Here is a 13,018-nt window from a genome sequence, read left to right as displayed (position 1 = left end):
AACGGAGGTGCCGCCATGTTCGTCGTGAGAATGGATACCGATGATGCCCGCACGTTCCGGGCCTTCCGCCAACTCCGCGACGCGCGGTTCTACATGCGCGAGGTCGAACGCCTCGACGCCGGCGACGACCTGATCGAACTCTTCGACGTGCCCGACACCGACGACGCCGAGATCGCCGTCATGGCGGTGCGCGATGGCTTGGCGACGCCGGTCGTCGGCCCCGAGCCCGACAGCGCCGTGATGCTCGCCTCGATGGGATTGGGAACCGGCCTGCGCATCTGACGGGCGCGCATCGGCCCGGCCATCCACCGGGCTGGTCCGGGCTTCGCCCTCGCGGTCTCGCCGCCGGGCCATGCTTCGCCCCGACTTTGGCCGAAGCCGATCGACCGACCGGGAACGGATCGGCCTCGACCCCGTTTTTTCCCTCATGCCGGCATGGACGGCGAGTGGAAACGGGGAAGGAGCCAGGATCATGGCAACCGACGCATTCCAGCAGGGGCGAACCGCGTTCGCCCACAACATTCCGAAATCCGCCTGCGAATATCCGAAGGGCTCGACCCTGCGAACCCAGTGGATGGACGGCTGGACACAGGGGCTGAACGCCCGTCCGGCCCATGACACTCCGGACGATCGGCAGTCCCCGTCCGAGGTGCGCCACTAGGGCGCCTCCGGCGGAGGCCGGGTCCGCTTCCGCGTGCTGACCGCTGTGCGAGACGGGATGCCCGAAGCCGAGCCGGCAAATGTTGATTGGCCGAATAGGCTCTGAAACCACACGGCGTGCCTTCGTCGTGATCGCAGGTCGACCGTGCTCGCGAAATGGCTGTCGATGACGTGGCGCTCGTGTCGGCCGATAGCAGCCGCCGACCCTCGACGTCTGTCGATGTCGGCTTCGGCAAACACCGTGGCCGTTCGCTTCTCGTGCGTCGCCGTTCGTTGCCTCGTCCGCCAGCACCGCCGGGCGGAATGCTCGAGGCATCGGACCCGGAAGAAAAAGGGGGCGCCCGGTCGGACGCCCCTTCTCCCATGCGCTAGCGGGGTAGCCGCGTTTCAGCCGCCCGGTGCCGGCGGGTCAGATCTCCTCGTCGAAGCCGCCGCCGTCGAGGAAGCCGCCTTCGTCCTCGGCCGCCGTCTCCTCGACGGCGGGCTCGGTCGGCTCGGCGACCGGGGTCTCGGCGGCCTGCGCGTCGCCGGCGAACATCGAGCCGAGCGCGTTGCCGAGGAGGACGCCGCCAGCGACGCCCATCGCCGTCTGCGCGGCACCCGCAAGGAAACCGCCGCCACCGCCGCGACCGGCCATCATGCCGCCCGCGCCGCCGCTCATCATTCCACCGCCCATCGGCCCACCGCCGGGCCGGCCCTGCGAGGCGCCCCAGGCGCCGCCGGCCGCCGCGCCCGCAGCTCCGGCCGCCGCGCCGTAGCCCTCGCGCGGCGGCGTGGCGGCACGCGGCGGCGTGCTGTCGCCGCCGAACATGCGCGACAGGAAGCCGCCGCTCTGAGCCTGCGGCCTCGACGCCTGCTCACGCAGGGCCTCCATCTCGCGTGCCTGGTTCTCCAGCGCCATCTCCTGCATCACGATCGTCTGCGCCATCAGGTAGGGCGCGGCGGGCTGGCGCGCGATGCGCTCGGAGATGAAGCGCTCGGCTTCCGCGTCGCGGCCGGCGCCCTGGCGCTCGACCGTGTCGAGCTTGGTGAACAGGCCTTCGATGGCCTGACGGTCGTTCATGTCCATTCTCGGATCCTTCTCGTCTGAGCGGCGGGCCACCGGAAGCGACGGCCCGCCGTGGGAGCTTGGCCGACGGCGGTGCTACTCGCGCTCGCCGGTGAAGTTCAGCAGCAGCTGGAAGATGTTGACGAAGTTCAGGAACAGCGAGAACGCCCCGAACACCGCCATCTTCTGGCGCGACTCGGCCGAGACGTTCTCGGCGTACTGCTCCTTGATCGTCTGCGTGTCCCAGGCGGTGAGGCCGACGAAGACGATGATGCCGATCACCGACACCGCGAACTGCAGCGCCGAAGAGCCGATGAAGATGTTGGCGATCGAGGCGATCACCACGCCGATGAGGCCCATGATCAGGAGCGAGCCCATCTTGGTGAGGTCGCGCTTGGTGGTGTAGCCGTAGAGACTGGTGGCGCCGAACATCGCAGCTGCGATGAAGAACGTGTTGGCGATGCTCGTGCCCGTGAAGACGAGGAACACCGAGGCGAGCGACAGGCCCATGACAGCGCAGAAGGCCCAGAACGCGGCCTGCGCCGCGCCGGCCGACATCGTCTGGATCTTGAACGAGAAGACCAGCACGAAGGCGAGCGGCGCCAGCATCACCACCCATTTGAGCGGCGAGGAGAAGATCGGCACGTAGAGCGCCGGCGTGGTGCCGACCACGAAGGCCACGAGCCCGGTGACCACGAGGCCGAGACCCATATAGTTGAAGACGCGCAGCATGTGCTGGCGCAGGCCCTCGTCGAAGAGGGCGCCATCGACCGGCGCGGCGCGAACGCCCCAGCCCTGGTGCGGTGTGTTCATGGGTCAATCTCCATCATGCGGGGGGAAGGAAACGCGAGCGCGAACGCGGCGCGCGGGGTCAGTAGAGCGTGCCGGCCAGCGTCTGCGCGGCGCGCTCCAGGTCGCGACGCTCCGCGCGGTCGGCGACCAGCGCATAGGCGACGTCGCCGATCTGCCAGTAGGCGGCGGTGGCGCCCTCGGCGGCGGTGACGTCGGCGGCGATCACGTCGAAGCGGCCGGGCCGCACGGCGAAGAGCGACAGCGCACCGAAATCCTCGGTCTCCACCGCCATCTCGACGCTCGGGCCCCCCGGCGAGGGGAAGATCTGCACGTCGCGCACCCGCCAGTCGCCCGGCAGGGCCGGCATCGCGATGGCGGTGGCCGCGAGGATCTCGGCGGCGTCGAACCGGGTGGCTTCCGGCTGCGAGCTCATGCCGGCGCGCAGCGCCGCCGTGCGGTGCGCCGCGACGGCCTCGGCCACGAAGGCGGGCGCCGGCGCCGAAGCGACGCTCTCGCGAATGCCGAGGGGGCCGATCTCGGCATGGGCGAACCAGCCGATCGCGACCAGCGAGGCGAGCGCCGCCATCTGGCGGACGCGGCGCATGATCGGGCGACGGCGCAGGCGCCCTTCCAGCCGGCGCGCGGCCTGGGCGGTCGCGGCACGGCCGACGAAGGGCATGCCGGCGAGCGCCAGCCGCAGGGCCTCGCGATCGCCGAGATCGGCCATCACCCGCGCGGCCTCACCCGGGTGGGCGGCGAGATGCGCGGCGACGGCGACGCGGCGCTCGGGTGCGAGCTGCCGGTCGACGAAGGCGACGAGATCGGCTTCGAGGATCGGGTCGGTCTCAAGAGACATCCGGGCCTCCTCTCGTTTTCAGCGGGATGACGTTCGTGACGGTCTCGCTCTCCGCCTCGCCTTCGTCGGCGGCGCGCAGCCGGACGCGGGCGCGCGACAGGCGCGAGACGAGCGTGCCCTGCGGAATGCCCAGCGTCTCGGCGGCCTCCTCGTAGGACAGCCCCTCGACCACCACGAGATGGAGCGCGGCGCGCTGCTCCTCGGGCAGCGCCGCGAAGCTGCGGCGAAGTTCGGCCAGCCGCAGCGCGGGCTCCTGCGCCCCCGGCATTGCGGCCGGGGTGCCTTGCGCGAACTCGGCGTCGCGGGCGGCTTCGCTGCGCCGGGCTCTCGCGCCGTCGACGAAGCGGTTGTGCAGGATGGAGAGGAGCCAGGTGCGGAGGTTGCGACCGGGGCGGAACTGCTCCTCGCGCTCGATGGCGCGCAGCAGCGTGTCGTGCACGAGATCCTCGGCATCCTCGCGGTTGCGCGTCAGCGACAGCGCATAGCGGCGCAGCGGCGCCAGCTGCGAGAGGATGTCGGGACGGGGCGAGGGATCGCTCATGCCCCGTATACGGATGGCGGCGGACTTCCATCCACCGCCATCGCGATTTTTTCATTGATGGCGCGAAGGGCGCCCGGAGGAGCCTGGGATCAGGCCGCCTTCTTCTTCGGCGCCGGCTTCTTCGCCTTCACCGGCGTCTCGTCCGCCGCGTCGTCGTCCTCGCCTTCGATCTCGAGATCGTCGTCGGCCTCCGTGTCGTCCGCCTCCGCCACCGCGTCGCCGAGCCCTTCGGCGATCTCGGTGAGGCGCTGGTCGGCGGCCTTCTCCTCGGCGAGCGTCTCGGCGAAGAGCGCCGCCGCCTCGTCATGGCCGAGCTTCGTCGCCCAGGTCTTCAACAGGCCGTAGCGGGCGATCTCGTAGTGCTCCACCGCCTGCGCGCAGCCGATGAGGACCTGGTCGGCGGCTTGCGTGCCACCGAACTCCTCGAGATCCTCCTCCATCTCCGAGACGATGCCGGTCATCGCCTCGCAGGTCTTGGCGCGCGCCGGCTTGCCGATCAGCTCGAAGACCTGCGTCAGGCGCTCGACCTGCGTGGCGCTCTCCTCGGCATGGTCGGTGAAGGCCTGTTTCAGCTCGTCGTCCTGCGCCGCCTTGGCGGATTTCTTCAGCGCCTTAACCGACTGCTTCTCGGCATAGTAGACGTCCTTCAAGGTCTCGTAGAAGGCGTCCGCGAGGGTCTTTTCCTTGGCCATGTCCGTCGTATCCCCATGTCGGTCGCCGCGGCCCTCCGCGGCGTTTTCCATGGGCAGGGAAGGGGCCGAGAGGGGGCGGCGTTCCCCCGCCGAGCCGCCCGATTTCCGCTCGCGGCTACGCATCGCGCGCGACGGGTTTCAGCGGAAAAAACGAATCGGGATCAAGGGTTTGATTCCGTGGAGTCTTGTGGCGGCTTCGCCTCGCCCGGCCAGCGCGCGAGCGCTTCGCGGCCCGTGGCGGTCAGCTCGTAGAGCCCCCGCGTGGGGTTGGCGAACCAGCCGTAGACGTTGCGCTTGAGGATGGTCTGCGCGCGCGCCGACTCCGCTTTCAGGTCGCGCGGGCGTAAGGGCCCGGCTTCGAGCGCGCGGGCGCAGGCGAGCGCCTCCTGCCGGTAGACGGTCATGATCGGCGCCCGCGTCGAGCCGCCGAGCGCCGGGTCGCCCTTGCGGCGGCGATGCTCGTCGACGAGGCGCGAGCGCCGGCGCGGATCGCGGCGCGGCGCGGGCGCCGCCGGCGAGAGCAGCAAATGCACCGTGCCCCCGCCATCCACCGCCAGCAGCCCGAAGCCGAGGCGTCGGCAGAGCCCGCGAAACCGCGCGTCGCCCTCGCGCCCCTTGCCGCGCAGCGAGAGCCGCGCGGCCAGCCACACCTCGTCGGCCACCGCCGCCCGCTCCACGCCCTGCAGCACGAGTTCGAGATTGAACTGCAGCTTCAACTCGCACACCACCGCCACCGGCGGCTCGCCTTCGCCGAGGGCCAGAAGATCGCAGCCGCCGATCTCGCCCTTCACCGCGTAGCCGAGCCCTTCGAGAAAGCGCTTCACGGGCAGGTAGAGGCTGGTCTCGAGCATAGGCGGCTTGTGGTCCGGCGACGACGGGAGCGCCGGACCTACGGCATTTCGGGGCGGAAGTCAGCGAGGCGGGGTGTTGCACGGATCGACGGTGTCACGCCGACCGTGGTGCCGGCCTTGACCAAGCCGATCGTCGTGGGGCGACGTCCGCCGGTGCGGGAGACGGGTGGAACGACGACGGTCTGCTTTCCCGTGAACACGTCATCGCCTCGTTCACGGGTGGATCTGCACGACACGATCGCGTCCTTCTGCCTTCGCGAGATAGAGACCGTCGTCCGCTCGCTTCAGGATGATCGCCACCGTCGAGCCCGGCTCGACCAGAGCCAGACCGATGGAGAGCGTCATCTCCAGCGGCTTGCCTGCGACGACCTTGCCGCTGCGTCGCATCTCGGCGCAGATGGCTGCCGCGACGCGATGCGCCTCGGTATGGGCGACGCCGGGCAGGAAGACAGCGAATTCCTCGCCGCCGATACGGCCGACGAGCCCTTCCAGCGGTACGGTGCGCGACAACGTCGAACCGATGACCTTCAACGCTTCGTCGCCGACATCGTGGCCGTGCGTGTCGTTGATGCGCTTGAAGTGGTCGGCATCGATGAGCAACAGGGCGCCGCCTTCGGCGAAGCGCTGGCGGGCCGTCTCGATGAAATAGGAACGGGCGAGGACCCCGGTCAAGGCGTCAAACTTAACGAACGTCTCGATCCGCTCGACGGCATCCGTGATGATTTTGACGATGCGCAGCGCCAGGATCGAGATCGGAAAGGCGATGATCAGTGGCAGACCGACCGCCAGAAGCATGGCGAAAGCGTATTCAGGGGGAGGAAGCAACGAGTAGGTCACGAGGTGGACGAAGCCGCCGGTACAGCTCATCGCCACGAGGCTGATCAAGCTCGCGTAGATCAAAACGTCAAGCCAGCTCTTGACCCTGAACATTGCCCCTCACACCGATCCTATCGTTAGCTAGCAATCATTAGCTGGAAATCATTGTTGAAAAATGAGCGTTGCGGACAAGTGGCGAACCGCTTGGCGATTCTACCTGCATTTCAGGCTCGGCTTGGTGACGGTTGCTCCGATGTCGTTCCGGGCATGCACCATGCCCGCTCTGTCGAATGGCGATCGTGGGGGACGGATGTCCGCTCATGGCGCCTGGGGCCGACGAGCCCCTCCATGGGTCTAAACCTGCCTGTCACTCAGCGTTGCAAGACCCTCAGTCGATCACCTCCTCAATACCCGATCGCCGCCCCGGCCGTGGCGCGGCTGTCGATGGCGCCGAAATAGCGGTCGGTGCCGTTCGGTGAGGGCGCGCGCAGGCTGGGGCCGCCGACGAGGATGCCGGCTGCCTCGCCCCAAATCGGCCAGTCCGGGTCCTCGCGGACGTCGTAGCCCATGTCGGCGAGAAGCCGCATCGTGTCGGGCGAGAGGGCGCGCGGCTCGATCGTGACGCGGTCGGGCTGCCACTGGTGGTGGATGCGCGGCGCGTCGATCGCCTCGGAGATCGTCATGCCGTGTTCGACCACGTTGAGGATGGCCTCCAGCGTGATGGTGATGATGCGCGAGCCGCCGGGGCTGCCGATCACCATCACCGGCGCGCCGTCCTTCGAGAGGATGGTCGGGCTCATTGAGGAGAGCGGCGTCTTTCGGGGTTGAATCGCGTTCGCCTCGCCCTGCACGAGGCCGTAGAGGTTGGGCACGCCCGGCTTCTGGGTGAAGTCGTCCATCTCGTTGTTGAGGAGGACGCCCGTGCCCGCCGCCATCACCCGCGCGCCGAAGGAGCCGTTCAGCGTGTAGGTGACGGCCGCCGCGTTGCCGTCGCGGTCGATGATCGAATAATGCGTGGTCTCAAAGCTCTCGCCCATGCCGGCAGGCTTGAGATCGGCCGAGACGCCGGCGCGGTAGGGCGAGATCTTCGCGCGGATCGAAGCGGCGTAGTCGTCCGACAGGAGCGTCTCGACCGGGTTCGTCACGAAGTCGGGGTCGCCGAGCGCCGAGTTGCGGTCGACGAAGGCATGGCGCATCGCCTCCACCATCCAGTGCACGGTCTCGGCCGAGCCGAAGCCGGTATGGGCGAGCGGATAGCCTTCGAGGATGTTGAGGATCTCGCAGATGATGACGCCGCCCGAACTCGGCGGGGGCGAACTATCGATGCGGTATCCCTTGTAGTCGCAGGTGACGGGGGCGAGCTCGCGCACCTTGTAGTCGGCGAAGTCCTGCGCCTCGAGGATGCCGCCGTTCGCGGCGCTCGCCTGCGCGATCGCGGACGCCGCCGGGCCGCGGTAGAAGCCGTCCGGCCCGCGGTCGGAGATCGTCTGGAGCGTGGCGGCGAGATCGGCCTGCACCAGCCGCTCGCCGACGCGGTAGGGCTCGGTGCCGTCCTTCAGGAACACGGCGGCCGCGGCCGGATCCTTGGCGAGATCCGCGTTGCCCGCGAGGAAGCTCTCGACGTCGCCGGGCGACAGCGCGAACCCGTCCCGCGCCAGCGCGATCGAGGGCGCGATCAGCGCGGCGCGCTCCTTCGTGCCGTAATGCTCCCGCGCATATTCGAACCCGGCGACCGAGCCGGGCACGCCGACCGCGAGATAGCCGTCGGTGGAGAGGCCGTCGACGGGATTGCCGTCGGGTCCGAGATACATGTCCTTCGTGGCGCGGCCGGGGGCGCGCTCACGAAAGTCGAGGAAGGTCGTGCGGCCGTCCTTCAGGCGGATCGTCATGAAGCCGCCGCCGCCGAGATTGCCGGCGGTGGGATAGACCACGGCGAGCGCGTAGCCGACCGCCACCGCCGCATCCACCGCGTTGCCGCCGTCCTTCAGCACGGCGACGCCGACCTCGCTCGCGAGCCGCTGCGCCGTCACCACCATGCCGTTTTCGGCGGCGACCGGGGCGGGCGAGGCGGCGAGCGCGGGGATCGGCAGCGCGAGAAGGGCGGCGAGAAAACCGCCCGTCAGCCGCGCGGTGAGGGATCGGTGGCCCATGGCGTGTCTCCCCGTTTCGCCCTCGCGGTCGAGGGTGAGGGGGCGAGACTGCGACAGGATGGCCGCCGTGTCACCCCGCCCCGGCCACGCGGCGGCGGGTTTTGGCCCGCGCCGGGCGTACGCCCCTAGCCCGCGACGTCGATCGTGCGCTCGGTGCGCGCCACCGCGACGCCCTCGCGCAGCACCTCCACCGCCACGCTCCAGCGCCCGGCTTGGAGCGGGCGCTTGCGGCCGGCAAAGGCGGAATAGGCGGCCTTGTTGCCCGGCAGCGGCTCGCTCGATCCCTCGAAGAAGACGGCGCCCGCGGGGTCGCTCATGCGGAAGGCGACGGTGTCGCCGGCGCGAAGGTTGGCGAACCAGCCCCAGACGATCGAAGCCTCGCCGCCGGCCTTCGGCACTGGCGGCGCGCCCTCCATCACCAGTCTGGCGTAGTCGATCGGCCCACCTGCGAGCCCCGCGTCGAGGATCGCCGTGGTGGAGCGCGCGAGAATGGCCGCCGGCGCGGGGGCGAAGAGCGTCGCGGCTTCCGTCGCGGTGGCGAGGCATCCGCCGCCGACCGTGCGCCCGCTCACCGGGTCGATCTTCTCGCCGTTGCGGCGCACCGAGAGGTGGACATGCGGGAACTCGGCCAGGCCGGAAGCGCCGATCTCGCCGAGCTTCGTGCCCGCCGCCACGAGCTCTCCGGGCTTCACCGCGACGCTGCCGCGCCGCATGTGGCAGTACTGCGTCTCCCAGCCGTCGCCGTGATCGACCACGACGCCGTTGCCGCATTCGGTGCCCTTCACGGCGTCGCGCGCCTGCGGGGTCGAGGCCAGCCGGTCGGGCTTCTCGTCGCGAACGCCGCGCACCGTGCCCGCCGCGCTCGCCACCACCGGCACGCCGCCCGCGACGTCGCGCATCGAGCGCAGGCGAATGTCGACGCCGTCGTGCCCGTCATAGGCGGCCGAGCCGCAGAACGGGTCGCTCGCGCCGGGACCGGGATCCATGTCCGGCAGCTGCTGCACGAAGCAGTCGATGCCGACGGCGCAGGTGACGGGAAGTTCGAGCGGGGGCAGCGCCTGCGCCGCCGCCGGGCCGGCGAGCGCGGCGAGGAGCGCGGCGGCGGACGCGAGGCGGATGCGCGGGTGGAACCGGGCGGCGAGGCGGGCGAGCGGCGGGCGCGTGGTCATGGCGGGGTCTCCGATGGCGGTCCTGCCCGCGTGCCCATCCCGCGCAAACCCGCCGGCATGATGGCCGCCTCGCGGGTTCGGTGCTTCCTGCGTCCCCCGGCGGCGGGGCCGTCGCTGCGTCCGAAAGCCGCGCACGCCCCTGTTTCCCGCGCCCGCCATCGGCTAAGCATCGGCCCGCTGTCCGAAATCGGCTCTCGAAAGGGACCAAAGCATGGTCGCCACCGATATCGCCACGCGGGTCTGGAACCACACGTTCAAGCTCGACCCGATCGTGCGCTCGCTGCTCGACACCGACTTCTACAAGCTCCTGATGCTGCAGATGATCTGGGGTCTCCATCGCGACCGCCGCGTGACCTTCCGCCTGATCAACCGCACGAAGAGCGTGCGCATCGCCGACGAGATCGACGAGGGCGAGCTGCGCGCCCAGCTCGACCACGCCCGCACGGTGCGCTTCTCCAAGCGCGAGATGATCTGGCTCGCCGGCAACACCTTCTACGGCGAGCGGCAGATCTTCCGGCCGGCCTTCCTCGAATGGCTGACGGACTTCCAGCTTCCGCCCTACGAGCTCAGCCATCGCGACGGCCAGTACGAGCTGATGTTCCGCGGCGCCTGGACCGACACGATGATGTGGGAGATCCCCGCGCTCGCCATCATCAACGAGCTGCGCTCGCGCTCGGCGATGAAGGATTGCGGCCGCTTCGAGCTCGACGTTCTCTATGCCCGCGCCAAGGCCAAGATGTGGGAGAAGGTGGAGCGGCTCGACAAGCTGCCCTCCATCCGCATCTCCGACTTCGGCACCCGCCGCCGCCACTCCTTCCTGTGGCAGCGCTGGTGCGTGGAGGCGCTGAAGGAGAAGCTCGGCAACCGCTTCATCGGCTCCTCCAACGTGCTGCTGGCGATGGAAACCGATCTCGAGGCCATCGGCACCAACGCCCACGAGCTGCCGATGGTGGCCGCCGCGCTGGCGCGCACCGAGGAGGCGCTGCGCGCCGCGCCCTACGAGATCCTGAAGGAATGGCAGAGCTGGTACGGCGGCAACCTTCTCGTGGTGCTGCCCGACACGTTCGGCACCGGCGCCTTCCTGAAGAACGCGCCGACCTGGGTCGGCGACTGGACGGGCTTCCGGCCCGATTCCGCGCCCCCGATCGAGGGCGGCGAGGCGATCATCGCGTGGTGGCGCAGCCTCGGCATCGACCCGCGCGAGAAGCTCCTCGTCTTCTCCGACGGCATGGACGTCGACACGATCGAGGAGACCTACCGCCATTTCGAGGGCCGGGTGCGCATGAGCTTCGGCTGGGGCACCAACCTCACCAACGACTTCCGGGGCGTCGCGCCCGACGAGCGGCCGAGCCTCCATCCGATCTCGCTGGTCTGCAAGGTGATGGACGCCGACGGACGCCCGGCGGTGAAGCTCTCCGACAATCCGGCCAAGGCCACCGGCACGGCCGCCGAGATCGAACGCTATCGCCGCGTCTTCGGCACGGCGGCGGAAATTCCCCGCGCCGTCGCGGTTTGAGCAAATCCGACCTTCAAACCGGCGCCGCGATGCGGCAAACGAGGGCCTGAACCGGCCGCGCGTCTTCCGGCGCGCCGCAACAGGCCTATCTTCCGGGCCGACACCGACCTTCCGCCTCGAAAAGGGCCGCTCGATGAACGCCACCGTCCAGACCGCTGGGATCGACGACACGTCTGCCGCGCCCCCCGTCTTCCCGATTCCCGCCAACGTCTTCGCCGAGACGGTGACGGAGGTGAAGCACTACACGGACAGTCTCTTCAAGTTCCGCATGACGCGGCCCGCGAGCTTCCGCTTCCGCACCGGCGAATTCGCCATGATCGGCCTGCCCAACGCCGAGAAGCCGGTGTTCCGCGCCTATTCGATCGCCAGCCCCGCCTGGGACGAGGAACTCGAGTTCTTCTCGATCAAGGTGCCGAACGGCCCGCTCACCGAGCACCTGCAAAAGATCCAGCCGGGCGACACGGTCCTGATGCGCAAGAAGCCCACGGGCACCCTCGTGCTCGACGCGCTGATCCCCGGTCGCCGACTCTACCTCTTCTCCACCGGCACCGGCGTCGCGCCCTTCGCCGGGGTCATCCGCGACCCCGAGACCTACGAGAAGTTCGAGCAGGTCATCCTCACCCACACCACCCGCACCCTAGCCGAGCTGCACTATGGCGAAGAGCTGGTGGAGGCGATCAAGACCGACGAAATCCTCGCCGAGATCGTCGGCGACAAGCTGCTCTATCACGGCTCGGCCACCCGCGAGGGCGAGCACAAGGGCGAGCGCATCACCACGCTGCTCGAGACCGGCAAGCTCTTCGCCGATCTCGGCCTGCCGCCGATCGACCCGGCGGTGGACCGCGCGATGATCTGCGGCTCGATGGACATGCTGAAGGACACCGCGGCGCTCTGCGAGCGCTTCGGCCTGGAGGAGGGCGCCAATTCCAAGCCCGGCACCTACGTGGTGGAGCGCGCCTTCGTCGACTGACAAGGCGCGGCCTTCCCGGTCTGCACGACCTTCGCTCGGGGCGGGCCTCGCCTATCTCTCCCGGCATCGCATCGGCAGGAGATGATGGAATGACGCAGCCGCAGGCACGCCTCGTGGATTTCGACGTCGCCTACGACAATCTCGCGGCGGTTCCCGGTTCCGCCGCCTTCGCGCCGAGATGGCGGTCCCGTGCGGCGGCGTTCCGCGAGGTCCAGGCCGCCCGCGGCCTCGCCGAGCTTGCCCGGGTCTACGGGCCGCACGAGCGCCAGCGCCTCGATCTCTTCCGGCCCAAACGCGACACGCCGCTCGGGCTCGTGGTCTTCCTGCACGGCTGCTACTGGAAGGCCAACGACGGCGACGCCTTTTCGCATGTCGCGCGCGGCGCGCTCGATGCCGGCTTCGCGGTGGCGATTCCGACCTACCGTCTCGCGCCGGAGGTGCGGCTCGCAGACATCGCCGAGGACGCCGCGCGGGCCGTCGGCGAGGCCGCGCGGATGGTCGACGGGCCGATCCGCCTCGCGGGCCATTCGGCCGGCGGCCAGCTCGCGGCGCGGCTCGTCGCCACCGGCTCGTCGCTCGCCGACCCCGTGGCGCAGCGCGTCGAGCTCGTCTTGCCGATCTCGGGCCTCCACGACCTCCGGCCGATCCGCCGCACCCGGATGAACGACATTCTCGCCATCGATGCCGCGGAGGCGCGGGCCGAGAGCCCGCTCCTCAACGACCCGCTAGTGGATGCCCGCATCGTGGCCGTCGTCGGCGGCGACGAGCTGCCGGAACTGCGCCGCCAGACGGCGCTTCTCGGCTCCTCGTGGGCCGGGCTTGGCGCGCGCGCCGGGGCGACGGAAATTCCCGGCCGCCACCATCTCGACATCGTCGAGGATCTCGAGAACGCTGCCTCGCAGATCACCCGGCTTTTGACGGGGGGCGCGACGCTCTGATAGGGAGCGCCATCAGGGC

Annotated in this window: 14 protein-coding genes; 5 read left to right on the top strand and 9 right to left on the bottom strand. The window is 69.8% G+C overall.

All coding sequences use genetic code 11. From position 1 onward, the window contains the following. Positions 1–15: 15 nt before the first annotated feature. Positions 16–282, top strand: coding sequence for a hypothetical protein (locus GGR04_RS06060; protein ID WP_183198838.1), 267 nt, complete (start codon positions 16–18; stop codon positions 280–282). Positions 283–472: 190 nt separating this feature from the next. After that, positions 473–661, top strand: coding sequence for a ribosome modulation factor (locus tag GGR04_RS06055; RefSeq protein ID WP_183198836.1), 189 nt, complete (start codon positions 473–475; stop codon positions 659–661). 408 nt (positions 662–1,069) lie between these two features. On the opposite strand, the gene GGR04_RS06050 is transcribed toward GGR04_RS06055, so the two are convergent. The 9 genes from GGR04_RS06050 to GGR04_RS06010 form a co-directional block, all read right to left on the bottom strand. After that, positions 1,070–1,723 carry a DUF2076 domain-containing protein gene (locus tag GGR04_RS06050; RefSeq protein ID WP_246392675.1) on the bottom strand — a complete coding sequence of 218 codons (654 nt, stop codon included), beginning with the start codon at positions 1,721–1,723 and terminating at the stop codon, positions 1,070–1,072. Positions 1,724–1,804: 81 nt separating this feature from the next. Beyond that, the gene (locus GGR04_RS06045; protein ID WP_183198832.1) at positions 1,805–2,521 is read right to left on the bottom strand and encodes a Bax inhibitor-1/YccA family protein; all 717 of its coding nucleotides are present in this window, start codon (positions 2,519–2,521) and stop codon (positions 1,805–1,807) included. Between the two features lie 58 nt (positions 2,522–2,579). Next, positions 2,580–3,356: an anti-sigma factor gene (locus GGR04_RS06040; protein WP_183198830.1), complete on the bottom strand. Its 777-nt coding sequence runs from the start codon at positions 3,354–3,356 to the stop codon at positions 2,580–2,582. Further along, positions 3,346–3,897 (bottom strand): sigma-70 family RNA polymerase sigma factor, encoded by a 552-nt coding sequence (locus GGR04_RS06035; protein WP_183198828.1) that lies wholly within the window; start codon positions 3,895–3,897, stop codon positions 3,346–3,348. The genes GGR04_RS06040 and GGR04_RS06035 overlap by 11 nt, the downstream gene beginning before the upstream one ends. Positions 3,898–3,986: 89 nt before the next feature. Beyond that, positions 3,987–4,589, bottom strand: coding sequence for a YciE/YciF ferroxidase family protein (locus GGR04_RS06030; RefSeq protein WP_183198826.1), 603 nt, complete (start codon positions 4,587–4,589; stop codon positions 3,987–3,989). Positions 4,590–4,750: 161 nt separating this feature from the next. Further along, complete coding sequence (locus GGR04_RS06025; RefSeq protein ID WP_183198824.1) at positions 4,751–5,440, bottom strand: DUF2161 domain-containing phosphodiesterase; 690 nt, start codon at positions 5,438–5,440, stop codon at positions 4,751–4,753. 213 nt (positions 5,441–5,653) lie between these two features. Continuing rightward, positions 5,654–6,340, bottom strand: coding sequence for a GGDEF domain-containing protein (locus GGR04_RS06020; RefSeq protein ID WP_183198822.1), 687 nt, complete (start codon positions 6,338–6,340; stop codon positions 5,654–5,656). Between the two features lie 320 nt (positions 6,341–6,660). Then, positions 6,661–8,406: a gamma-glutamyltransferase gene (gene ggt, locus GGR04_RS06015; RefSeq protein WP_183198820.1), complete on the bottom strand. Its 1,746-nt coding sequence runs from the start codon at positions 8,404–8,406 to the stop codon at positions 6,661–6,663. Positions 8,407–8,531: 125 nt separating this feature from the next. Beyond that, complete coding sequence (locus tag GGR04_RS06010) at positions 8,532–9,575, bottom strand: M23 family metallopeptidase (protein WP_183198818.1); 1,044 nt, start codon at positions 9,573–9,575, stop codon at positions 8,532–8,534. Between the two features lie 211 nt (positions 9,576–9,786). Between GGR04_RS06010 and pncB the strand changes: the two genes are divergently transcribed. The 3 genes from pncB (at position 9,787) to GGR04_RS05995 (ending at position 12,999) form a co-directional block, all read left to right on the top strand. Continuing rightward, positions 9,787–11,091, top strand: coding sequence for a nicotinate phosphoribosyltransferase (pncB, locus tag GGR04_RS06005; RefSeq protein ID WP_183198816.1), 1,305 nt, complete (start codon positions 9,787–9,789; stop codon positions 11,089–11,091). A 133-nt stretch (positions 11,092–11,224) separates the two neighbouring features. Next, positions 11,225–12,061: a ferredoxin--NADP reductase gene (locus tag GGR04_RS06000; protein ID WP_210291630.1), complete on the top strand. Its 837-nt coding sequence runs from the start codon at positions 11,225–11,227 to the stop codon at positions 12,059–12,061. Between the two features lie 89 nt (positions 12,062–12,150). Continuing rightward, positions 12,151–12,999 (top strand): alpha/beta hydrolase, encoded by an 849-nt coding sequence (locus GGR04_RS05995; protein ID WP_183198814.1) that lies wholly within the window; start codon positions 12,151–12,153, stop codon positions 12,997–12,999. Positions 13,000–13,018 lie beyond the last annotated feature (19 nt).

This window comes from Aureimonas pseudogalii, assembly GCF_014196835.1.
GTDB classification, from domain to species: Bacteria; Pseudomonadota; Alphaproteobacteria; order Rhizobiales; family Rhizobiaceae; genus Aureimonas; species Aureimonas pseudogalii.
Note: the sequence above shows the minus strand (reverse complement) of the source record. Positions and strands in the feature narration are given on the sequence as shown.